General features: G+C 45.0%; 14 protein-coding genes. 9 read left to right on the top strand and 5 right to left on the bottom strand.

The annotated features are described in order from the left end of the window. The first annotated feature begins 380 nt into the window (after window positions 1–380). The 4 genes from thiL (at window position 381) to atpC (ending at window position 5,573) form a co-directional block, all read left to right on the top strand. Window positions 381–1,376, top strand: coding sequence for a thiamine-phosphate kinase (gene thiL / locus WBA89_RS03405; RefSeq protein WP_424404093.1), 996 nt, complete (start codon window positions 381–383; stop codon window positions 1,374–1,376). 1,102 nt (window positions 1,377–2,478) lie between these two features. Beyond that, on the top strand, window positions 2,479–3,384 hold the full coding sequence (locus WBA89_RS03400) for a PEP-CTERM sorting domain-containing protein (RefSeq protein WP_424404091.1): 906 nt from the start codon (window positions 2,479–2,481) through the stop codon (window positions 3,382–3,384). Between the two features lie 125 nt (window positions 3,385–3,509). Continuing rightward, the gene (gene atpD, locus WBA89_RS03395) at window positions 3,510–4,967 is read left to right on the top strand and encodes a F0F1 ATP synthase subunit beta (protein WP_424404089.1); all 1,458 of its coding nucleotides are present in this window, start codon (window positions 3,510–3,512) and stop codon (window positions 4,965–4,967) included. A gap of 198 nt (window positions 4,968–5,165) precedes the next feature. Next, on the top strand, window positions 5,166–5,573 hold the full coding sequence (atpC, locus tag WBA89_RS03390; RefSeq protein ID WP_194070332.1) for an ATP synthase F1 subunit epsilon: 408 nt from the start codon (window positions 5,166–5,168) through the stop codon (window positions 5,571–5,573). A gap of 256 nt (window positions 5,574–5,829) precedes the next feature. Here atpC and WBA89_RS03385 read toward each other — a convergent pair whose 3' ends face one another. Next, window positions 5,830–6,129: a hypothetical protein gene (locus tag WBA89_RS03385; protein WP_424404086.1), complete on the bottom strand. Its 300-nt coding sequence runs from the start codon at window positions 6,127–6,129 to the stop codon at window positions 5,830–5,832. A 304-nt stretch (window positions 6,130–6,433) separates the two neighbouring features. On the opposite strand from WBA89_RS03385, the gene WBA89_RS03380 reads away from it, so the two are divergent. The 4 genes from WBA89_RS03380 (at window position 6,434) to WBA89_RS03365 (ending at window position 18,785) form a co-directional block, all read left to right on the top strand. Then, on the top strand, window positions 6,434–7,489 hold the full coding sequence (locus WBA89_RS03380; protein WP_424404084.1) for an aliphatic sulfonate ABC transporter substrate-binding protein: 1,056 nt from the start codon (window positions 6,434–6,436) through the stop codon (window positions 7,487–7,489). A gap of 119 nt (window positions 7,490–7,608) precedes the next feature. Beyond that, window positions 7,609–10,884, top strand: a complete 3,276-nt coding sequence (locus tag WBA89_RS03375; protein ID WP_424404082.1) for a response regulator — start codon at window positions 7,609–7,611, stop codon at window positions 10,882–10,884. A 607-nt stretch (window positions 10,885–11,491) separates the two neighbouring features. Further along, window positions 11,492–14,887 (top strand): ATP-binding protein, encoded by a 3,396-nt coding sequence (locus WBA89_RS03370; protein ID WP_424404080.1) that lies wholly within the window; start codon window positions 11,492–11,494, stop codon window positions 14,885–14,887. Window positions 14,888–15,329: 442 nt separating this feature from the next. Then, window positions 15,330–18,785 (top strand): response regulator, encoded by a 3,456-nt coding sequence (locus tag WBA89_RS03365; protein WP_424404078.1) that lies wholly within the window; start codon window positions 15,330–15,332, stop codon window positions 18,783–18,785. Here WBA89_RS03365 and WBA89_RS03360 read toward each other — a convergent pair. The 3 genes from WBA89_RS03360 to WBA89_RS03350 all read right to left on the bottom strand — a co-directional run bounded on the left by WBA89_RS03360 (window position 18,718) and on the right by WBA89_RS03350 (window position 21,617). After that, window positions 18,718–20,151: a hypothetical protein gene (locus tag WBA89_RS03360; RefSeq protein WP_424404076.1), complete on the bottom strand. Its 1,434-nt coding sequence runs from the start codon at window positions 20,149–20,151 to the stop codon at window positions 18,718–18,720. The genes WBA89_RS03365 and WBA89_RS03360 overlap by 68 nt on opposite strands. Window positions 20,152–20,546: 395 nt before the next feature. Then, complete coding sequence (locus WBA89_RS03355) at window positions 20,547–21,167, bottom strand: DUF3177 family protein (protein WP_424404074.1); 621 nt, start codon at window positions 21,165–21,167, stop codon at window positions 20,547–20,549. A 213-nt stretch (window positions 21,168–21,380) separates the two neighbouring features. Continuing rightward, entirely contained in the window at window positions 21,381–21,617 is a 237-nt protein-coding gene (locus tag WBA89_RS03350) for a Calvin cycle protein CP12 (RefSeq protein WP_424404072.1), read from the bottom strand. A gap of 479 nt (window positions 21,618–22,096) precedes the next feature. Between WBA89_RS03350 and WBA89_RS03345 the strand changes: the two genes are divergently transcribed. Then, the gene (locus tag WBA89_RS03345; RefSeq protein WP_424404070.1) at window positions 22,097–23,332 is read left to right on the top strand and encodes an FIST signal transduction protein; all 1,236 of its coding nucleotides are present in this window, start codon (window positions 22,097–22,099) and stop codon (window positions 23,330–23,332) included. Here WBA89_RS03345 and WBA89_RS03340 read toward each other — a convergent pair. Beyond that, the gene (locus WBA89_RS03340) at window positions 23,327–23,485 is read right to left on the bottom strand and encodes a hypothetical protein (protein WP_424404068.1); all 159 of its coding nucleotides are present in this window, start codon (window positions 23,483–23,485) and stop codon (window positions 23,327–23,329) included. The genes WBA89_RS03345 and WBA89_RS03340 overlap by 6 nt on opposite strands. Between the last annotated feature and the right edge of the window lie 184 nt (window positions 23,486–23,669).

Raw genomic sequence — 23,669 nt, 5'->3', positions numbered from 1 at the left:
GGGACTTAAGTCCCTGGCGGACTGCCGGACTGCCAACCGCCGGACTGCCGGACTAAGAGGGCGGGCACTCTTGGCACCGCCCCTACCAACTGACAACTGACAACTGACAAGTGGCAACTGACAACTGGCAACTGACAACTGACAACTGACAACTGACAACTGACAACGTCATCAGGAAGAAGTCATTAGTCATTAGTCATGTTTTGCTGTCGCCGCCGAGCTTTGGGTCCAACGTCATCAGGAAGAAGGAAGAAAGGTTTAGTTATCTAGCGCCGTGAAGTCCGAAGCGATACACAGTGAGCTTGAGTTGGAGTCGTATTTTATGTTTGATTAAGTGGATTTATTTAAAGCGCGAAAGTTCGATCGACTAATTTCAAATTATGAAAGTTAAAGATATTGGAGAACAAGGTCTTTTAAGAATATTGCAAAAATTCTGTCCTGCCGAAATAGTCGGAGATGATTGCGCTGTCATAGCTACAAATCCCAACCAATCTCTCGCTATCACTACAGATATGCTGGTGGATGGAGTGCATTTTAGCGATCGCACTACAGGCGCTTACGGAGCAGGATGGCGCGCCGCAGCGGCAAATTTGTCGGATCTCGCCGCGATGGGAGCAAGGCCTCTGGCGGTGACGGTAGCCCTGGGTGTGGCGGCGGATACGGCTGTGGTTTGGGTGGAAGAGTTTTATCGGGGGATGACGGCTTGTTTGCAAGCGTATCATACGCCGATCGCCGGTGGGGATGTTGTGCGATCGCCCGTGGTGACAGTGGCGATTACTGCTTTCGGACAGGTTGAGTTCGATCGTACCATTAGCAGGTCTAAAGCGCGATCGAATTGGGCGATTGTGGCGACTGGCGTGCACGGAGCCTCCCGCGCGGGATTAGAATTGCTGTTAAATCCAGAATTCGGGCAAAATCTTACAGAAGTCGATCGGGCTTCCTTAATTCTCGCTCACCGGTGTCCTCAACCGCGGCTGGATGTTTTGCCGGTGGTTTGGGAAATTTTAGATGCTGCGGGTGAATTTTCCATCGCCGGAATGGATAGCAGCGACGGTTTGGCTGATGCGATTATTCAAGTTTGTCAGGCTAGCGGTGTTGGTGCAAAGGTCGATCGAACAAAACTACCGGTTCCCCCTATTTTCAGCAAAATACTCTCAGCCGAAAAGGCTGTGGATTGGGCGTTGTACGGCGGTGAAGATTTCGAGTTAGTGCTGTTTTTGCCGATCGACCGTGCTAAATTATTGGTAGAAAAAATAGGAAATGCAGCCGCGATTGTGGGAATTGCTACCGAGAACACCGATATCTGGTTGACTGATAGCAGCGGTATTTATCCTGATTCTAGCTTAAAGCTCGATCGAGGATTTCAACACTTCTGAATTACAGCATATTCTATAGCGATCCTAAATCATTTGCATAGTTCTTGTAGGGGCAATCCCCCCGTGGTTGCCCAATCTCTCGGAGGGCGGGCCCGCACCATCCACCGCCCCTACATATCTGCATGAATGATTTAGGATTGCTATATAATAGAATAAGGATTTTCACTGCATCGACTTGACGGTGAGAGTCAATCATTTCAATCAAATTACCTTCTTCAATGTCACAAACAACAGTTACCAGAATTGCTTTTCATTCGATCGTACTTATCTCATCTATAATCCCTCGCTTAGCTGACTCCCAACAGTTGTTTTTTTACCCGAATAGATACGAGCAAAAATATCTTTAATTTCCTCGCAAGCCCTAATTATTACAGTGAAGACCAACTATTCCCGACGCTACAACACTGATTCGCAAGTAAATTTGTCCTTCAATTTGAGTGCAAGTTTCAACCTAGACTCCAGGCAAATCTAATAGATAGTCTGAATGAAAGCTCATCACTCTAAATGTATTGCTAGATATATTTTATACCATCAACTCAGGAGAGCCGTACCGATCGCCTGTGGCCGCCGCTTGCTGAGAGTCGCAAAAAACTAACTCATATCGTTTCCGGTTGCATCGGAATAATACAGTCGAGTCAACAGTCAACAGTCAACAGTCAACAGTCAACAGTCAACAATTCCCCAGGAGTGCAACCGGAATTGCTCTCAAATCCCTCCTCGCAGTCTTCTGCACGCCCGCGAAGCTTGCAACCCTCTTTGAGGAGTAACTGGCCCAACAGCCGAATTTTTACTCAAAAACTTTATATTCTTTTGATTAGCTTTACCAAAACTTTATAAAACATTCAGTGAAAAATTTTATGTATTTTTGATGAAAGCTAATATTTGCAAGTCTTGCAGTCAGTTACAGACCCTTGCCGACAAAAATATATGTAGTAGGTTGGAAAGAGACGGGATTAAAATCTTGCTGTTAGAGATTAAAGCGTGGTACATCGAGTCTCAGTGAAAACTCTCAGAACAATAACAAGCACTGATTTACTCTCATGACACACCTAAGTGATATCGGTCTCTAGAGTCACCGCTGTAAAGTCTCGGCGTTGCAGCAATGACGATCGTCCTAAATATCGCACAAGAGGCGATCGGCTATTCCCGTCACGGGAAAAATTGCATTTCCCGCCTACTACCTAAGAATATTGGAGGAATCAGGGTTATGACTACCTTAACGCTAGTCAAAAAAACATCTTTTACAATCGCCAGCTTGGCAACCACAATCTTGCTCAGCATCTGCGCGCCCGTCCAAGCTTTCATGTTTGGTACAAAGGGCATCCAGTTCGAGGAAGATACAAGTATAAACTTTACATTCGACCAATCTCACGGGAGTTACCAGTCCAGCTTGTGGGTAGCCCAAGCTCAGTCAGGAAACACAGGCTACACCAACATCGCCAGACTGTTTTACGAGTTCCAACCATCAGATAAAGGCGATGCCGATGAATGGAAAGGAAGTTTCGGCAACAGCGTCGCCTCCGAGAATGGCTCCATCACCCAAACATTCAAATTTTTGCAGGATCAAACTTATGCCCTGCTGCTGTGGAGCGACAGCGGCAGCGGCAAACAATTCGAGCAGTACGTCTCCAGCAGCACCTTCATGAACAGTCCCGAATGGTTTGCCGCCAACACCCAGTTCCGGCGAGATGACTGCGTGCTGACGGGCTGTCAGCAAGCCGTGTTTGGCGACTTTGGGCTCGACTACAACTCCAGCAACTCATTTGCCAACATCAACGGCGGTAAAGGCCCAGAGCAATATTCATCGATCGCAATGGCCCAACTGGCGAGGGGCACAAAAATCTCCTTCGACGATGCCGGAGGAGGAAACGACGCTGACTTCCAAGACTTCAGCGTATCGGCCGAGTTAGTCCCCGAACCAGTTACGGTGTTCGGCACTATGCTGGGGATCGGAGCTTTGGCCGCCGCTCGCCGAAAAAAAAAGCGACAGCAGCAACCAGAAAAATGACTTTTAACTAGCCCGTACAAATCTAAATAGTGAGTCTGTTCAGTGGTACTCTGAGGAATAGCATTTCTAAATGTTAAGAGTTTTTCCAATATCGGAAAAATAGCATCCTAACAAAGGCACTATTCATGGTATCCACCGCAGAAAAAACGAACGTAGGCTACATAACCCAAATCATCGGGCCAGTTGTAGACGTAAAATTCCCAGGCGGCAAATTGCCCCAAATTTATAACGCTCTGACGATTTCCGGCAAAAACGAAGCAGGTCAAGACGTTGCCGTTACCTGCGAAGTTCAGCAACTGCTGGGAGACAGCCAAGTGCGCGCAGTTTCCATGAGCACCACCGACGGCTTGGTGCGCGGTATGGAAGTCTTAGACACCGGAGAAGCGATCCAAGTTCCAGTCGGAATCCCAACTCTCGGCCGGATTTTTAACGTCATCGGCGAACCCGTAGACAACCTCGGCCCGGTCAATACTTCCGAAAGTATGCCCATCCACCGCCAGCCGCCGGCTTTCACCGAACTGGAAACCAAGCCTTCGGTGTTTGAAACCGGGATTAAGGTCATCGACCTCCTGGCTCCCTACCGCCGCGGCGGCAAAATCGGTTTGTTCGGCGGCGCAGGCGTCGGCAAAACCGTGATTATGATGGAACTCGTGAACAACATCGCCAAGGCTCACGGCGGCGTGTCCGTGTTCGGCGGTGTGGGCGAGCGCACCCGTGAAGGTAATGACCTCTACAAAGAAATGATCGAGTCGGGGGTTATTAACGAAGAAGACCGCACCAAGTCAAAAATTGCTTTGGTTTACGGTCAAATGAACGAGCCACCGGGTGCTCGGATGCGCGTGGGGCTGTCGGCTCTGGCGATGGCCGAATACTTCCGCGATGTCAGCAAGCAGGACGTTCTCCTATTTATTGACAATATCTTCCGGTTCGTGCAAGCGGGCTCTGAGGTATCGGCTCTGTTGGGTCGGATGCCTTCGGCTGTGGGATATCAGCCGACTCTCGGTACAGACATGGGCGACTTGCAAGAACGGATTACTTCAACTACTGAAGGTTCCATTACTTCGGTTCAAGCTGTCTACGTACCTGCGGATGACTTGACTGACCCCGCTCCGGCTACGACTTTTGCTCACTTGGACGCTACAACTGTGTTGTCTCGCGGTTTGGCTGCCAAGGGTATTTACCCGGCTGTCGATCCGCTGGATTCTACCTCTACAATGTTGCAAGTTAGCGTTGTCGGCGAAGAGCACTACGGTGTGGCGCGTCAGGTGCAGTCTACTCTGCAGCGCTACAAGGAATTGCAAGATATTATTGCGATTTTGGGTTTGGACGAGCTGTCGGAAGATGACCGCTTGACCGTTTCTCGCGCTCGCAAAATTGAACGGTTCTTGTCTCAACCGTTCTTTGTGGCAGAAGTGTTTACTGGTGCTCCCGGTAAGTACGTCAAGCTGGCTGATACCATTAAGGGCTTCCAAATGATTTTGGGCGGCGAACTTGATGAGCTGCCCGAACAAGCTTTCTATTTGGTTGGCGATATCAACGAGGCGATCGCCAAAGCTGAAAAAATGAAAGCTGAGGCTAAGTAATTTTAGTCATCAGTCAGTAGTCATTAGTCATTAGTCAGTAGTTATTTGTTATTTGTTATTTGTTATTGGTTATTGGTAACAACTGACAACTGACAACTGACAACTAAGAGGGCGGGCACGGGGGCACCGCCCCTACCAACTGGCAACTGACTAATGACTACTGATAACTGCCAACTGCCAACTGACAACTGACAATTTATGACATTAACTGTGCGCGTAGTGGCCCCAGACAAAACTGTTTGGGATTCTAATGCTGAAGAAGTAATTTTGCCGAGTACCACAGGCCAATTGGGTATTTTGAGCGGTCACGCTCCGATGTTGACTGCTTTGGATACCGGAGTGATGCGCGTCCGTCCCGGTAAGGAATGGGTGTCTATTGCTCTGATGGGCGGCTTTGCAGAAATCCAAGAAAACCAGGTTACTATTCTGGTCAACGGCGCTGAAAAAGGCGAAACGATCGACAAAGAAGATGCTCGCAAGGCTTACACCGAAGCAGAAGCTCGTTTGGAAAAGTCGGCTAGCGGCAATTTGCAAGAGCAAATTCAAGCTAAGCAAGCAATCAAACGCGCGCGAGCTCGTTTCCAAGCTGCCGGCGGTACGCTCTAGCGATCGCGCGCGGGTAGAACACGATTCTTTTGTATCTCTGGTTTGTATCTAAGTCTAGATCCCCCCTAACCCCCCTTAACAAGGGGAGTAGGGGGTGGGACAGGAAATGGCTCAAAGTCAACCCCTACTCCCCTTCTTTCCCCCCGTGGGGGGGGTGGGGATTTAGGGGGATCTAGACTCAGGGATCGACGAGATTTGTTAAGGGTTTTAGACTTAAGTTGACACAAATTAATATTACTGTGGCCCTAATATCTTGCTAAACTCCAGCCTCTGACAATAGCGATTCCATTGTTTCCCAAGATAACCCCTGCTGAAGATAGCGGGGGTTATTTGGATTGTACGGACTCTCCAGCCGATCGACACTAACAATTTTTGCTTCCGACGGCAAAACCGGCACTTCTGGATCGAAAGCGGTCGATCGCACTAGGGAGCTAGAAAAGCCTTTAAAAATAGCAATTTCGTCGAATTCGCCGTCAATTTCGGCCTTGACGATTAAAACTTCATCAGGTCTTTTTACCGTGTACTGTTCCAAGCGGCGATCCCTAGAGTCAGCCATAGCACCTATCACTTTACACAAATTAGCTATAATATAGCCTTTCGAGCGTAACATGAGGTGCTCTCGCGGCCAAACAGGGCATAGGCCAAACCGGCCAAACAGGGCATAGAACCCAAGAGCATACCTCACTTATTTGAGAACCGCTATATAGCTTAATTTTGCGGCTAATTTCTGCGACAGCCAGCTAAATTTTTATTTTTAATTCGACTTTTTTTTAACAGCAGAAAGTAAGCGCACATAATATAAATTATCTAAAAAAAATTGCAATCTTTTAATCCGGAACAACCAATTATTACAATTTTTTATGAGCCGCCGAAAAACTTGGTTTCAATTACCGTTTTCAACTCAAAATATTAGACGGCGTTTTACTTGGGGATATTCGCTGCTATTTGTGCTAGTTTTTGGCTTAATTTTAGCTGCGGCAAGTTGCAAGTCAGAACTCATAAATAACTATACAGCAAAAACCCAAAATGCACCTTCAAATTTAACAAAAGTTGTCAGAATCGGCCATCAGGGTTTCGGAGCGCTGTTTTATCTCAAAGCTAAAGGCTCTTTGGAAACCCGTTTAGCAGAAATTGGGTGGCGTGTAGAATGGACGGAATTTCTCGCAGGGCCGCCAATTTTAGCAGCAATCGGAAAAGGAAAAATCGATCTCGGTTATGCAGGAGTTGCGCCGCCAATTTTTGCTCAATCAGACGGCGTACCTTTTGTTTATATTGCTAATGATTCAGCTTTACCGGGAAGCATTGGGATCGTAGTTCCTCAAGATTCTCCTATTCGGACTTTGGCGGATCTCAAAGGCAAGAAAATAGCAGCAACTCAGAAAACCGCAGGTCACTATTTGTTAATTCGGGCGTTAACTAAAGGCGGCTTGCAGTTAAAAGATGCCGAATTTGTCGATTTGCCGCCGGCAAAAGCTCGGGAAGCATTTGTGAGGGGCGAGGTTGATGCTTGGGCGATTTGGCAGCCGTTTCTCGCTCAGTTACAGGAAAGTATGCCTGTTAATTTCTTGACAGACAGCGACGGGCTAATCAATGACAGAAACTTCTATTTGGCAAGTCGCTCTTTTGCTAGCGACTTTCCCGATATTGTTAAAATAGTCATGGGAGAAACGCGAAAAATGGCTGTTTGGATAACTAGGAATCCCGATCGAGCAGCGAGATTTATCAGCGCTCGAAGGGGAATGAAAAGAACAACAGCTAGAATATTAACTAAAAGTCGGAGCTACGATTTGCTGCCAATTCAAGACAGCGCTGTTGAGGAACAGCAGCGGATTTCTGAGATTTTCTTTCGCTTGGGACTACTTCCAGATCGCATTTGGATTGAAGATGTTATCTGGAAACAAAGATTAGATTTATAAAAGCAGAAGTTAGGCAAATGTATCGATAAATCAAGGGTGGCGATTTATCAAGTATGAAAAATGAAATTAGGTGTATCCTATAGAGTGAGTGAGTTCAAACTGTTAACTGGCAAAATCAAATGTCCTCAATTGCCAATCAACTGCGTTACGGTTTTGTCTCGATTGTTGTAGCTAGCGTATTGATGGCGGGAAGTACCTTAGCTTACCTCAGCTTTCGGGAACAGATAAAACAGACAAAACAACTTCAGTTCGAGCGATCGCAAGCTGCTGCTGTCCAAATTAGCGCTGATCTGGATAACTTGCAGCGCCAACTCAATTATTTGTCAGAATTGCGCGGTTTAACAGAATTTAATGCTGAAAGTCAGCGCAGTATTCTCGAAGGATTGGTGAACAGCAACAGCGCCTACGAAGTTGCGGGGATTTTTAACAGTCAAGGTCAACTCTTACAGGCAATTTCGCCTTACGAACCATTTTCTATTTCTAGCTTGAGTTTAGCAGGTATTTCGGCAGATGCACCGATATTTTGGCGGACATTTAGACAGGCTCAGAACTATGTTAGTCCAGTAGATGTCGATTTCAAAACAGCAGTAAATGTTGTTAATTTAGCAGTGCCGATTCGCGACAGTAAAAATAGAATTGCTGGAGTATTGTTTGCCAGAGTTAGTCTAAATTTTTTAACTCAGATTGTTGCCCGATCGCAAATAGGAAAAACGGGATATAGCTATGTTTTAGATAACAGATCGGTGGTGATTTCGGAAACTGGAAGCAAGATTAATCCGTATTTACTGCAAGATTTGAGCGGGCGATCGTTTGTGGGAAAGTTATTCAAATTAGCTTTGGCTTCGGGGATGCAATCTCCGATCGTTTATCGAGGCTGGCGCGGGGAAGAAGTCATGGGCACGGGGGCGATCGTCCGCCCGGTGCAGTGGATGGTGGTGGTAGAGCTACCTACAGCGGAAGCTTATGCTCCCCTGCGATCGCTCGTAGCCGTCATGGGTGCTGTTACAATCGCCTGTGCCCTCGCTGCGGCGGGCTTGGGAGTTGCTTTTGCTCGATCGATCGCAAATCCCTTGAAAGCCCTAACATCCGCAGCTACCAAAATGACTAACGGAATGTTGGAAACTCGCGTAAATATTGCGGCATCTAACGAACTAGGAAAATTAGCTGATGCTTTCAACATCATGGCAAGTCAATTGCAAGTATCTTTCACAAAACTAGAGGATCAAAATGCCCAATTGCAGCAACTAGATCAACTAAAAGACGAATTTTTAGCCAACACTTCTCACGAACTCCGCACTCCGCTTAACGGCATTATCGGTTTAACAGAATCTTTAATCGACGGCGCTACAGGACAATTGCCAGAACCGACTATTTCCAATCTAGAAATTATTGCATCTAGCGGCAGAAGACTCTCCAATCTCATCAACGACATTCTTGATTTCTCGCAGCTCAGACACAAAAACATTGAACTGCAAATCAAGCCCGTCGGCATCCGAGAAATTGTCGATATCGTAGTGACTCTTTCTCAACCGCTAATTGGTACAAAAAACTTGCAGTTGATTAATTCAGTCAGTCCCGACATTCCCCTAGTGGATGCCGATGAAAATCGGGTGCAACAAATTCTGTATAACTTAATCGGAAATGCAATTAAATTTACCGACACTGGTACTGTACAAATTTCGGCAAATGCCATATCTTTGAATTTGCCGGATTTGTTAGAGCGAGAAACTTCTGTTACCAGCCAGATTCAATCTTTAATTGTCAGGTCAAAACTGCAAATTACTGTATCCGATAGCGGGATTGGCATTGCTGAAGATAAATTAGAAAGCATTTTTGAACTTTTTGAACAAGCAGACGGTTCCACTGCTAGAGAATACGGAGGAAGCGGTTTAGGTTTGGCAATTACCAAGCAGTTAGTCGAGCTGCACGGCGGCGAAATTAACGTATCTTCAGAACTAGGTATTGGTTCGCAGTTTACCTTTACTTTGCCAGTTTATCAAAATCAGTATATCGATAACCAGCAGTTACCAGACACGGTGCTGCATTGTTTTGTTTCCACAACCAACGATTGCAATTTAATAACTAATGAAGATGCAGAAATAAGTTTTAATAATAACATTTGCATTGAGGATCGATGCCGGCAAGAAAACACTCTGGTGAAAATCTTAATTGTAGATGACGAACCTGTGAATATTCAGGTATTGGTTAACAATTTGCTTCGGGAAAACTATGACATCGCCGAAGCTAGCAGCGGTAAGGAAGCTTTAGCTCTTGTAGACACAGGCTACAAGCCAGATTTAATCCTGCTAGATATCATGATGCCGCGGATGACTGGTTACAAAGTTTGCGAGAAAATACGGGAGAAATTCACGGCGATCGAAGTGCCAATCGTGATGCTAACAGCCAAAAATCAAGTATCTGATTTAGTGCAAGGTTTTAATGCAGGAGCCAATGATTTTTTAACTAAACCGTTTGTCAAAGATGAATTGCTAGCCAGAATCAAAACTCACATTCGTCTGGCCAAAATAAATGCAGCTTACGGTAGATTTGTCCCCCACGATTTTCTGCGTTTTTTGGGACACGAAAGTATTGTTGATGTCCAACTAGGCGATCAAATTCAGAAAGACATGACTGTTTTATTTTCTGATATTCGCTCTTTTACAACTATTTCCGAATCGATGACTCCCCAAGAAAATTTTAATTTTATCAACAGCTATCTCAGCCGAGTGAGTCCGGTTATTCGCGCTCACCAAGGTTTTATTGATAAATATATCGGCGATGCAATTATGGCACTATTTCCTGAGTCTGCAGACGATGCTGTTCGGGCGGCGGTGGAAATGCAGAAACAAGTGATTATTTACAACCAGCACCGACAACTAAGCAATTACGCACCGATCGCGATCGGCATCGGTTTGCACGCGGGTACTTTAATGCTGGGTACGATTGGCGAGCAAGAACGGATGGAAAGTACGGTGATTGCTGATGCGGTGAATCTAGCTTCTCGTTTGGAAGGATTGACTAAAATTTACGGGTCGGGAATTCTGGTAACAGAATCTATTTTAGAGCGTTTGGGCGATCGAGAACAATATCTGTACCGATTTGTCGATCGCGTCACAGTAAAAGGTAAAAAATCTGTCGTTGCGGTGTTTGAAATTTATGACGCAGAAACACAACAAAGCATGGAACTCAAACAGGAAACTGCGGCAGCATTTGAAAAAGGTTTGGAGCTTTATTTTGAGCAAAATTTTACTAAAGCGCAAAAAATATTCAAGAAAATTTGCGAAACAAATCCTCAAGATAAGTTAGCAGCAATCTACTGCCAGCGTTCTCTCAAAAATCGGATGTATGGAGTGCCAGAAGGATGGTCGGGGATAGAAGCTTTGGATGACAAGTAGTAAAAGTAACATCAACCTGATGGCATAAAATTTTATGTGTTTATCCGGTTTTTTTACCCGATCTCAGTCATAATATATTCAGAACAAAGCATGGGAACCCAAAATTGGCAGTTTTCCTGAGAAATTCACCGCCGATCGCCCTAAGCTGTCGCGCAAATAAACATTGCATATTTAGGGCGGGCTCTCCTGCCTGCCCCACTCATTATTTTATTGTTTTTTGACACACAGTTTAAATGCAGGACAGCTTACACCATTTTTCTTTCATATGTGCTACTACCCCCCCCACTCCCCCCCGAAATAAGGGGGGGTTGGGGGGGTAATATGTAGCGCTACTTTATGAAATTGGTATTACACATACAAAACACAGATTCTCTCCTCCGATCGGCTCTATTTTTCCTTAGTAAATTTACTTTCAACACTCAACTGTTAACGGTTAACTGTTAACAATCATTTCATCTGTGTTACCGTAATTGATATTAACCCTGTATAGCAATCCTTGCAGGAGTCGTAAACTTTTTACCTACCCCAACCCTCCCCTTGGCAAGGGGAGAAAGTAAGAAATTCACAAATGATTTAGGATTGCTATATTTCCAGCTAAATTAATGTTATGTCAAGTTTTTCTCTCCAGCGCTTAATTGCCAAAATTTCAGGAAAATCGACCCTGCAAACTGTGCTGATAGTTCCGTTTGTCTTGCAAGTATTTGCAGCGGTGGGAATTGTCGGATATTTATCATTTAAGAACTCTCAAAGAGCAGTAAACGACCTTGCGGATCAGTTGATGGCAGAAGTAAGCAATCGGATCGAGCAAAATTTGATAACTTATCTGGAAACTCCGCACCAAATCAATCAAAGCAAGCTGGATGCGGTGAAACTGGGTTTTGTTAATATGCAAGATTTGTCAGCTTGGGAAAAATATCTGTGGCGGCAAGTACAGTTGTATCCTTATATTAATTTTACGTCGATCGCCAATCGAGATGGAGAATACCGCACCGGCGAAAAGACATCGGATGGAACTTTATTGATTAACGCCTCCGGGCCCTCTACAAATTTTGATTTTTATTCCTACAATACTAATGATTCGGGCGATCGCGCGACAGTAGCAAGCACCGTCAAAAACTTTGATATCCGACAGCACCCTTCCTACACCTATGCGGCTCTAGCAGCCAAACCAACTTGGAGTTCCGTTTATATATCCTTCCTAGAACCCACACTGATCCTCAGCGCTCTGCAACCAGTTTACAACAGCCAGAAACAGCTAGAAGGAGTATCAATTGCTGCTTTGCGGCTCGACAGTATCGGTCAATTTTTAAACAGCCTCAAAATAGGCAAATCCGGTCAAACTTTTATTATCGAAAGAAACGGCACGCTGCTGGCAACTTCCACACCGGAACAACCTTTCCGCACCCAAAACGGTCAAAAAGAACTGTTTAAAGTTACAGAAAGCAGCGATACCGTAACAAAAAATACAGCTAAATATTTAGAAACACACTTTCAAAACTTGCGCCAAATAACCAAATCGCAGCAACTAAGTTTTGAAATAAACGGCAATCCGCAATTTTTAAAAGTCCTGCCATTCCAAGACGGCAAAAGTTTAGATTGGCTGATTGTCGTCGTAGTTCCCGAAGCCGACTTTATGGCACAAATTCATGCCGGCAACCGAACTACAATATTGCTGTCCCTGGCCGCATTAGTCATGGCTACTGTGCTAGGACTTATCACTTCTCGGTGGATTAGCCGACCTATTTTAAAATTAAAAGATGCAGCAATAGCTTTGTCTGAAGGACAATTTGACAAAACAGTCAAACTCGATCGCTCAGACGAGTTAGGCATACTTGCCGCTGCTTTTAACAGCATGGCAGCACAACTGCAAGCATCTTTTACGGCGTTAGAAACTAAAAATAGCGAATTGCAGCGACTCGACAAACTGAAAGACGAATTCTTAGCAAATACTTCCCACGAACTCCGCACTCCCCTCAACGGCATTATTGGAATTGCAGAATCTTTAATAGACGGTGCTACCGGAAAACTGCCAGAACCCACAATCTTTAACTTGAATTTGATTGCAACTTCGGGAAAAAGATTATCTTCTTTGATTAACGATATTCTGGATTTTTCGCAGCTCAAACACAAAACTATAGAACTGAAAATTAAATCAGTCGGTATCCGAGAAATAGTCTCTGTAATTATCAGCTTATCTCAACCGTTAGTCGGAAAAAAAAACTTGCAGCTAATCAACTCAGTCGCTCCCGAATTGCCGCCCGTAGCAGCCGACGAGAATCGCTTGCAGCAAATACTTTACAACTTAATCGGCAATGCGGTTAAATTTACCGAAGATGGTACAGTTGAAATTTCAGCAGAATTAGTAACTGGCAACCAACAATCACCGCTTAATTCCCAATTAGCCATTACTGTATCCGATACCGGCATTGGCATCCCCGAAGATAAATTAGAGCGAATTTTTGAATCCTTTGAACAAGCTGACGGTTCCACTGCTAGAGAATATGGCGGCACGGGTTTAGGGTTGGCTGTTGCCAAGCAATTAGTGGAATTGCACGGAGGTAAAATTTCCGTATCTTCCACTGTAGGCGCGGGTTCCCTATTCACCTTTACTTTGCCGGTATCCGAAAGTCAGCCTGAATTTAGCAGCAAACAGCCGCGTTTAACCGAGGAATCTCCCTGTTTAACAACTGCTGAATTAGCTCATCCATCATCTATCATAAATTCTCAGGTATCAGCCAATAGCGACTTGACAGAAAATCAAAGAATAAAAATTTTAGTAGTCGATGATGAACCTATTAATATTCAGGTCATCACCAACAATCTTTCTTTAGAAAACTACGCAATCACTCAAGCGAGCAACGGCTTAGAAGCTTTAAATATAATTGCATCAGGATTTAAGCCAGACTTAATTTTACTTGACGTAATGATGCCGCAGATGACTGGTTATGAAGTGTGCAGGGAAGTTCGTAAAAAATACTCGCCTTTAGAAATGCCAATTCTGATGCTGACGGCAAAAAATCAAACTACCGACTTGGTAGAAGCTTTTAACTTAGAAGCTAATGATTATGTAACTAAACCTTTTATCAAAAAGGAGTTGTTGGCGAGAATTAACACGCAAATTCGCTTGGCAAAACTGAATGCAGCTTACGGTCGGTTTGTGCCGCACGATTTTCTGAGTTTGCTGGAAAAACCGAGTATTATTGAAGTAAAATTAGGCGACAATCAGCAAAAGGATATGACAGTGCTGTTTGCGGATATTCGCTCGTTTACGTCGCTTTCAGAATTGATGACACCGCCTGAAAATTTTGCATTTATTAATAGTTATTTGGGCAAAGTTAGCCCTGCAATTAGGAAAAATCACGGGTTTATTGACAAATACATTGGAGATGCAGTCATGGCTTTATTTTCTACATCTCCTGACGATGGTGTACGAGCGGCAATTGATATGCAAGAAGAAGTGAATATTTTTAATTCCGACCGCGAAAAAAACGGCTTGTTTCCGATCGCGATCGGCATTGGTTTGCACGCGGGAAATTTGATGCTGGGTACAATTGGCGAGCGAGAACGGATGGAAAGTACCGTGATTGCTGATGCGGTGAATCTCGCGTCTCGTTTGGAAGGATTGACTAAGGTTTACGGCGCAAGAATTCTAGTTAGCGGTGCAATTATCGCTCGCCTCGACGATCCCGAACAGTATAAATACAGATTTGTCGATCGCGTAGCGGTGAAAGGAAAGACAAATGCTGTTTCGGTGTTTGAAATTTACGATACTGAAACAGAAAAGAGCATTGTACTGAAGCAGCAAACTGCGGAGGTTTTTCAAGAAGCTCTCAATTTTTACTACCAGCAAAAGTTTGTTGCAGCTCAAAAAATGTTTCATAATATCTTACAAACAAATCCTGACGATCTGGTAGCAATGCTGTATTTCAAACGCTCTCGCAAGTATCGAATGTATGGAACACCGGATGGGTGGTCGGGGGTGGAAATTTCGATGGAGAAATAGGGGGTTTTTTGAAGTCATTAGTCATTAGTCATTAGTCATTAGTCATTAGTCATTAGTCATTAGTCATTAGTCATTAGTCATTAGTCATTAGTCATTAGTCATTAGTCATTAGTGCTGTCCCCTCCGAGCTTTCCGTCCAATGTCATCAGGAAGAAGGAAGAGGGAAGAGGGCGGACTTGATTCAACATTCCTCGACGCAGAACCTAATTATGTGAATTTCTAGGACATAATTGTGCAGCGCGGATTATTAGCATGAGCTACAATGATTTGTATCAGGGAAATTGTCGCATTTGGTTCGGTGATTTCGATCGCATTATCCGTCCAGCGCCACTAATTTCGACTCAATTCGCGATCGGCAATTAGCTGGAACTATTATTAATTACGCTCAAATGCAAGAATCAGCCGATTTGTGCATTTTCTCTGAGAACTGAGGCGGTTTACCATGTTATTGAAAAGTATTAGCAGATCGATCGCAAAATTTTACAGCAGCGTGCCCCTCCGTTTAGGGCTGACAGTGCCATTTGTCCTGCAGACTGTCGCCGCAGTCAGCTTAGTAGGATATTTGTCTTTCATCAACGGACAAAAAGCCGTTCAAGAATTGGTCAACAGCTTGCAGGCCGAAATTAGCGATCGCATCCAAGAGCACCTCACAAATTACTTGGAAAAACCTCACACTATCGCCCGACTCAATGCAAGTACAGCTCAACTCGGCAAGTTGGAACCAGCAGATTTGCAAGCAACACAAAGCTACTTTTGGCAGCAGATGCAAATATTCTCCTCGGTGCGAGAAATCTATTTAGGCAGCAAGCAAGGTGAATTTATCGGAGTTCGCCGAGAAGCATCAGGACAATTAGTTGCGAAAATCACAGAAAACTTTCCTCGGCGTTCTTCCTATGCTTTGGATGACCGAGGCAATCCCGCTAATTTATTGAGTTATGAAGCAAATTATGACCCGCGAATTCGCCCCTGGTATATCGGTGCAACCGCAGCCAAAAAATTAGTTTGGACACAAATTTATACATTTTCTCAGGGCGATTTGGGAATCACAGCGGCTCAACCTTTCTATGATAATCGAGGTGAGTTTCTGGGAGTAATGGCAGTTGATATAATTTTGAGCCAGATTGGGATTTTTTTGGGAAAAATGAAAATTAGCCGATCGGGTCAAACTTTCATTATGGAGCGATCGGGCGCTTTAGTGGGCAGTTCGACACAAGAAAAACCCTACACCGTCGGCACAGACGGCAAAGCTCGACGATTGCTGGCAATTAACAGCAAAAATCCTTTAACGAAGGCCGCAGCTAAACACATCATTAATAATTTTAATTTAAGCCAAGTTGAGCCGCCCCGAAAACTAGAATTTCAACTGAAAAATCAGCGGCATTTTCTGCAGGTATTGCCCTACAAAGACCCCAGCGGCATCGATTGGTTAGTAGCGATCGTGATTCCAGAAAAAGATTTTATGGAAGAAATTACTGCAAGTACCGCTAGCACTCTTTTACTCTACCTCGCCGCGCTAATTCTAGCAACAATTATTGGCGATTTGACGGCTCGCTCGATCGCGCGGCCAATTTTGGCGTTAAACGCAGCAGCCAAAAATATCGCGCGAGGAGAATGGGATCAGAAACTAGAGTTCGATCGCGCCGACGAAGTAGGAGAACTCGCCAAATCCTTCACCAGCATGGTATATCAACTGCAAACATCCTTCGCCGCCCTCGAAAAGACAAATCAAGAATTGCAGCAATTTGACAAACTCAAAGATGAATTTTTAGCCAACACCTCCCACGAATTCCGCACTCCCCTCAACGGGATGATTGGTATTGCCGAATCAATGATTGACGGCGCCACCGGAACTTTATCGGAAATTCAGCAGCACAACCTCTTAATGATTGCTAGCAGCGGCAGGCGGCTCAACGAACTTGTTGACAATATTCTCGATTTTGCTCAGCTCAAAAATCAAAAACTGGAATTGCATTTTCGCAGTGTAGGAATTAAGTCAATTGTCGAAGTTGTACTAACTGTGAGTAAATCTTTAACCCGCAATAAAAACTTGCAGTTAATTAACAATATTGCTGCGGATTTGCCGTTGGTTTGGGCTGACGAAAACCGCTTGCAACAAATTCTTTATAACTTGATTGGCAATGCGATCAAATTCACCGATAGCGGCACTGTAGAAATATCAGCAGAAATTGTAGCAGCCGACGGCGAAACCTTCCTCCCAGCCCCCGCATACAATCGCCCGCCGTCAAGCCCTGATTTTCATATAGCTGTCACCGTTTGCGATAGTGGAATTGGCATTCCGGGCGATCGGCTCGATTGCATTTTTGAGCCATTTGAACAAGCCGACGGTTCCACAATCCGGCAATACGGAGGAACAGGTTTAGGTTTAACAATATCCAAACAATTTGTCGAACTCCACGGCGGTAAAATATACGCAGCATCGAAAGTCGGCATCGGTTCCCGCTTCACATTTACCCTGCCTGTTTCTACCGAAGAAATTTATCAGAACAAATCAGTAATCAACCCGCACTCAGCCACCAAAACTAACGGTTTTCAATTACAAAATAAAATATATAAAAGTTATTTATCCTGCGATTTGAATTTTGAGCGAACCGCTCCGGCTTCAGCAAACAAAGCCGCCGCGCTATTAGAAGTCAAACAATTTAAAATTATGATAGTTGACGACGATCCGATCAACCTGCAAGTTTTAAACAATCATCTTTCTCTGGAAAATTACAGCGTCATTCAAGCAGCCGGCGGCGAACAAGCTTTATCGCTCATCGAAGGCGGACAGCATTTTGACTTGATCGTTCTCGACATCATGATGCCCAGAATGTCGGGTTATGAAGTATGCGCCAAACTGAGGGAGAAATATCCCTCCCACGAGTTGCCAGTTGTGATGTTAACGGCTAAAAATCAAGTGTCAGATTTAATCATAGGATTTCAATTCGGCGCTAACGACTATTTAACCAAACCTTTCTCGAAAGACGAACTTTTAACCCGAATTAAGTCTCACATCAACTTATCGCAAACTAACAGCGCCTACGGGCGATTTTTTCCCGATGCTTTTTTAGAATTTCTGAAAAAAGAAAGCATTGTGGATATTCAATTAGGCAATCACGTCAGCAAACAAATGGCAGTCATGTTTAGCGATATTCGCTCTTTTACCTCGCTTTCCGAAACGATGACTCCGCAGCAAAACTTTGACTTTGTTAATGCTTACTTGCGAGAAGTCAGTCCAACAATTAGAGAGAATCACGGCTTTATTGTCAAGTATTTAGGAGATGGAATGATGGCAGTTTTTCCCAACGGTGCTGACGATGCACTCAGAAGTGGAATTGCTAAACTGCAACAAGTCCACCGATATAATGTCGATCGGCTTCGCAGCGGATATCAACCGATTCAAGTAGGTGTAGGAGTGCATTTCGGTCAAATGATGGTCGGGATAGTCGGAGAAGCACAGAGAATGCAGGGAGATGCTTTTTCCAATCATGTCAACTTAGCCTCTCGTTTGGAAAGTCTCACCAAATTATATGGAGTATCGTTAATAATTTCTGATAAAATTTTGGAAAATTTGAGCGAACCCGAACAGTATCAAATCCGTTTTTTAGATAGAGTAATTGTCAAAGGCAAAAAACAGCCAATTTCTATCTATGAAGTCCTCGACGGAGAAACCGAGTCAGTCAGGGGAATCAAGTTACAAACTCAGCCGGATTTTGAACGGGGTTTAGAACATTACCGCCGTCACGAATTTCAGGCCGGTAAAACCTGTTTTTATCAAGTTTTAGCTGTTAATCCCGACGACAAAACGTCTGCGCTGTATTTAGAGCGACTCAACCATTTGATTGAGAAGGGCGTACCGGAAAATTGGTCTGGGGTTTGGACTTTAACTCAGAAATGATTTGGTAGTGTCGGTAGATAGTAGATTTGCGACTTTCAAACAACTTGAGAATTGAGTCAACGACAATTTCTGTAACTGTTGGGTTAAAATCGGTAATAAAGTCATCGGCTTCGAGGTTTTGCTTAAACAATTCCTTAGCTCGATCGCACTGATGGCGCATTTCGTCAAAGCCGACAATTTTAACTATAAAAGTCGCCAGCGGCGAGTTTTCTAAATCGCTATTAGAAGTGCTTTTAGCGCGCCCATTTTCTAATAAATTTAATACTTCCGATTCTAAACTATTTTGAGGTTTGTAATGTTTTTCTGTTTCTGGGAAAAAGCTTTCTAGGCGCACGCACCCGGCTGCTCGTTCGGGAATTTCTCCCATCATCATCGCCAGAGAAACATCGATTCCCAAACCTGAAGAAAGAGCTTCCAGCAGGGCGATAGCAGCTAGTTTGCACCCCAAATAAAGCTTGGCAATTTCCAGATTGTATCTAGCAGTAGTTTGCCAGCGCTGATAGGTGCGATCGTCCGGACATCCCTCAAAGTGCCGGAAAATCACCTCTGGCTGGAGATAACTCAGAAAACCCTCCATTTTCAGCAGAGCAACTCGGTAGTCGCGAACCGTGTAATAACCGCAGCAGGTGAGGTTGTGATTGGTTTCCGGGAGTAAATTCCAGGTATTTGCCAAAAAATGGGCTGAACTCTGGTGAGCAAAACTGATTACATCTCGGTTAGAAATTCGCACAGCTTTTTTGATTGTTTCCCGCATTTGCTCGTCAGTCAAACTGAGGTTGAACAGGCTATTTATTGCTTGCAAGCGGTCGTAAAGGCGCTGGCTTACCGTTACTCCCCGCTCGGCGGCGCGAAACGGAATTGTTGCTTCAATGCAGGCTGCAATTTGAAGCAATTGCTCGCGTTTGAGAAATGGTTCTAGAGCTTTTGCTGCTACCAAAGCGCTGAGAAATTCGTTTTGTCCTGAGAAGGGGTTGAGCACTTCTCCGGGTACAAAACCGAATACGAGCATTACCATCTCGAAGCTAGGATCTGCCGAGAGTTCAGATTGCTCCCGAATCTGTAGCTGTTTGTTCACTTCTTTTGTAACAGGAGTGATGTAGTAGCTGACGTTAAAGTTAATGCTGCGATCGACTTGCACGTAGACTATATCGTGAAATAAAGCGGCCAAAACCTCGATCGCATCTTCATTTCCCCCTACATCAAAAATATGTTCGGGAGTGTGAAAAAACCGCCAGGAGCCGGTCATCGGCTGAACTATCAGTTCGGCAATCCGAGCGAGTTCATTTGGTTGTACTTCTGCTTTGAGGCGACTCATTGCCCAAATCAGCTTTTCTAAGCACTGTAAATATGCCTGTTTGCTATCCATCGCAGTCTTTTCCAATAACATTACTGTCAGTCGATTTTAGATTTTAGATTTTAGATTTTAGATTTACTCTACAGATAAATCTGGGAGCTTGAACAATACTCTAAAATGTTAAAATCTCCACGACAGGAGTACGCGGCACGGTATCGGTTTTTGGGCGGTTTTACGTCAGCCACCCTCTGGTTATACCAATTTCATAAAGTTATGCTACTATCGAAAGTTTGACTCCCCCCCTTTATAAGGGGGGGTTGGGGGGGTAGATATGTAGCGCTATTTTATAAATTTGGTATTAGTTTGATTTTTTTGTAGATTTTCCCCTGTTTTTTTGAGTTGGGATTTTTGAGTTTTTTGTTGAAGATTTTAGCTGAAATATAGGCAAATACTTGCTTTAGATTGACTTAATTTCCGGTAGCCGATCTGCCCTGTTTTCCGAGTCTAATTAGCACAAAGTATGACAAGTAAATTACATAAATCGCTAAACCTGTCAGAGCCAACAATCCCAAAAATTGAGGGGTTGCAGCAGGGTGAAACATCTGCTTGTACAGCCAAGCCGGGTCTAACCAAACGCGGCAAAAAGGTTCGTCAATTACCTGAATTTGAGATTTAAAGGCACAGGTTAAAAATGGAATTTGAGCTATAGCGCCCAAACCGCTGTAAACAGTAATCGCCCACCGCCAAGCTGTAAAGGCCAGCTTCAAAGAGGATTGGGGGCGATCGGCAATTTCTTCGTTTAGATCCTCCCAAAACCACAGACAAGCAGGAATCAAAGCTCTCCCCATCACCGACGACACAAAGCTCACAGGCAGCGCGGCCATCATCAGGTAAAGTGTAATTGCCAACAAACTGGCTACGCGCCAATAAATCATCAACAAACGGGCGATCGCGTCCGCTTTTGCAAAAACAGCCCAAATCAGCACTACCAGCGGGATCGAAACTGTTAATAACACAGACAACCGATAATCCATCCAGACTAGCGGTTGAAACCAAGGCCCGGTGGCTGCCAATAAAAGACTTAACATCTTTGGGAAAATATACTCACTTATTTCTGACAAATTTTACTATAAAAATGTTCAAAAATCAGCAACTGGAACGCGCTCTTAATGTTTTAATTGCTGCTACACTTTTGCCAAACTTAGTTGAGACGTTTTCTCGGGTACTCGATCGGTGAAAGAATCCCGCGCCGAAAGTTAGATTTCGGCGCGGGAGGGAAGACAATGAGCTAAATTGCTCGCTTATTCGTCGTAGATGCGGCACTCAGCAGCGTCAGGATTGTCATCGCAATATTTTTCAAAGGAATTTTTAGGTTTGACTTGCTTTTGGTGGGAAGCTTCAGCTTGCAGTTCTTCAACTGCGTCCCACGCTGCGGCGCATTCGCCCGAAGTTGCGCCCTTGACGTCACAGACGGTACGAGCGCTTTCTAGTTCTTCTTCAATTTTTGATTCGATGTTGCCAGCAGGTGTTGTTGTCATAAATTTTCACGGTAAGAAAGGTTTTCTTTTTTGGATGTTAGTTTGTGTTCGATTTGCAGTTTCAGTCTGGCGACCTCAGCTAATACTAGCTTGAGATGTGCTGATGTTGCAGCCCGATCAAACCCATCCATAAACTGCGATCGCAGCAGCCGTCTCTACTTCCTGTTTTATTTTAGCCGATCGGCGGATTTTAGTTCACAGGCATCAATGCAGGTCGAGCCCACCTGACTTTTTATAAAAACATTACACCCAGTTGTGGTGTCAAACTGTATTGAGCTTGATCTTTTAAGATTTAGCTGAAGACGGAATTTAACACTAAACAGATTGATTTAAGACTCATGTTAACTTATGTTAACACAACAAGGGCGATCGAGAGTCGATCGGCGAACAAAAACGTCCCGCCAGCGGCCAGTTCCGGTTAGCCTAATGTATAGAGATAGTCTTATACAGAAATTCGCCCTATGGACAAGCAAAACCAAATGCAATGGGTCAGCGCTTTATCAACCCGTCCGTCTTTGGAATCAGCCCTGAAAGAAGTTGTAGAACAAGCCGATCGCCAATTAGAAGGCCCGGCCGATTTAGCGCTGATATTTATTTCATCTGCCTTTGCCAGCGAGTATTCTCGGCTGATGCCTTTAGTGCAAGAACTGCTGCCGGTGGCAGCGATTCTGGGCTGCGGCGGGGGAGGGGTCATCGGCACTAACCGGGGCGGCCTCACCGAAGAAGTGGAGGGTTCTCCAGCCATCAGCCTGACTCTGGCCCGCCTGCCGGGAGTGAGCGTCAGAACATTTCACGTCGGTGCAGAAGAACTGCCGGACTTAGACAGTCCGCCGGATACTTGGGTAGATTTGTTAGGCGTGCCGGCCGGCGAAGAACCGCAGTTTATCATCTTGGCAGACCCCTTTTCGGCAAAAATTAACGATTTGCTGCAAGGGCTAGATTATGCGTATCCGGGCGCGCCGAAGATAGGGGGACTGGCCGGCGGCGACGGTGCGGGCAGGGGCGCGGCGCTGTTTTGCGACTATCAGTTGTACCGGGAAGGGACGGTGGGAGTGGCTTTGAGCGGCAATATAGTTTTGGAAACGATCGTCGCGCAAGGCTGCAGGCCGATCGGGCATCCGTATCGGGTGACAGAAGGAGAGCGCAATATTTTGCTGAAACTCGAAGAACAAACCGACGATATCGGCAGCTCTGGCATCGAGCAATCGCCCTTAGAGGCTTTGCGAGAGTTAGTTCAAACCTTGAGCGAAGCAGACCGAGAATTAGCGCAGCACTCGTTATTTGTCGGCTTAGTCAGCGATGAATTCAAATTTAAATTAGAGCCGGGAGATTTTTTAATCCGAAATTTATTGGGAGTAGATCCGAAAGTGGGGGCAATTGCGATCGGCGATCGAGTCCGTCCCGGACAGCGCATCCAATTCCACCTGCGGGACGCGCGCACCTCCGCAGAAGACCTAGAAATGCTGCTCGATCGCTATCAGCGGGATGCTGAGTACAGGGGTACATCCAGCGCCGGCGCATTGATGTTCTCTTGTCTGGGGCGCGGCGAAGGGCTTTACGGTCAATCGAACTTTGACTCGCGACTGTTCGGCAGGTACATCAAAAACATCCCCCTGAGCGGCTTTTTCTGCAACGGCGAAATCGGCCCCGTGGGCGGCAGCACGTTTCTGCACGGCTACACCTCCGTTTTCGGGATTTGTCGCCAAAGTTCATAATTTGTTGACGGTTGACGGTTGACTGTTGGCTGTTGGCTGTTGGCTGTTAACTGTTGGCAGTTGTGAGTTGGCAGTTGGCAGTTGGCAGTTGGCAGTTGGCAGTTGAGTGTTGGCAGTTGACTGTGGACAACGAACAACTAACAGGGCCCGCACTCTTGGCACCGCCCCTACCAACTAACAACTAACAACTAACAACTAATACCAATTTTTTATGAGGCTGCATAGAATCTGATCGCCCTGGCACCCCCCTTAATAAGGGGGGGACAAGATTCTTCTCAAAGTCCCCCTTCTTAAGGGGGATTTAGGGGGATCGAAATATATGCAACTTCACATTAAA

Source organism: Microcoleus sp. (assembly GCF_049646505.1).
In the GTDB taxonomy this organism is placed as follows: domain Bacteria; phylum Cyanobacteriota; class Cyanobacteriia; order Cyanobacteriales; family Microcoleaceae; genus Microcoleus.
The sequence above is the reverse complement of the archived record's forward strand: the minus strand, read 5'-3'. Positions and strand labels throughout refer to the sequence as shown.

What these genes read in the sequence shown, in the direction of transcription:
- WBA89_RS03350 (WP_424404072.1), bottom strand. Translation starts at nt 21,617, where the DNA reads ATGACAACAACACCTGCTGGCAACATCGAATCAAAAATTGAAGAAGAA.
- atpD (WP_424404089.1), top strand. Translation starts at nt 3,510, where the DNA reads ATGGTATCCACCGCAGAAAAAACGAACGTAGGCTACATAACCCAAATC.
- thiL (WP_424404093.1), top strand. Translation starts at nt 381, where the DNA reads ATGAAAGTTAAAGATATTGGAGAACAAGGTCTTTTAAGAATATTGCAA.
- WBA89_RS03365 (WP_424404078.1), top strand. Translation starts at nt 15,330, where the DNA reads ATGTTATTGAAAAGTATTAGCAGATCGATCGCAAAATTTTACAGCAGC.
- WBA89_RS03355 (WP_424404074.1), bottom strand. Translation starts at nt 21,167, where the DNA reads ATGTTAAGTCTTTTATTGGCAGCCACCGGGCCTTGGTTTCAACCGCTA.
- WBA89_RS03375 (WP_424404082.1), top strand. Translation starts at nt 7,609, where the DNA reads ATGTCCTCAATTGCCAATCAACTGCGTTACGGTTTTGTCTCGATTGTT.
- WBA89_RS03345 (WP_424404070.1), top strand. Translation starts at nt 22,097, where the DNA reads ATGCAATGGGTCAGCGCTTTATCAACCCGTCCGTCTTTGGAATCAGCC.
- WBA89_RS03380 (WP_424404084.1), top strand. Translation starts at nt 6,434, where the DNA reads ATGAGCCGCCGAAAAACTTGGTTTCAATTACCGTTTTCAACTCAAAAT.
- WBA89_RS03370 (WP_424404080.1), top strand. Translation starts at nt 11,492, where the DNA reads ATGTCAAGTTTTTCTCTCCAGCGCTTAATTGCCAAAATTTCAGGAAAA.
- atpC (WP_194070332.1), top strand. Translation starts at nt 5,166, where the DNA reads ATGACATTAACTGTGCGCGTAGTGGCCCCAGACAAAACTGTTTGGGAT.
- WBA89_RS03360 (WP_424404076.1), bottom strand. Translation starts at nt 20,151, where the DNA reads ATGGATAGCAAACAGGCATATTTACAGTGCTTAGAAAAGCTGATTTGG.
- WBA89_RS03385 (WP_424404086.1), bottom strand. Translation starts at nt 6,129, where the DNA reads ATGGCTGACTCTAGGGATCGCCGCTTGGAACAGTACACGGTAAAAAGA.
- WBA89_RS03400 (WP_424404091.1), top strand. Translation starts at nt 2,479, where the DNA reads ATGACGATCGTCCTAAATATCGCACAAGAGGCGATCGGCTATTCCCGT.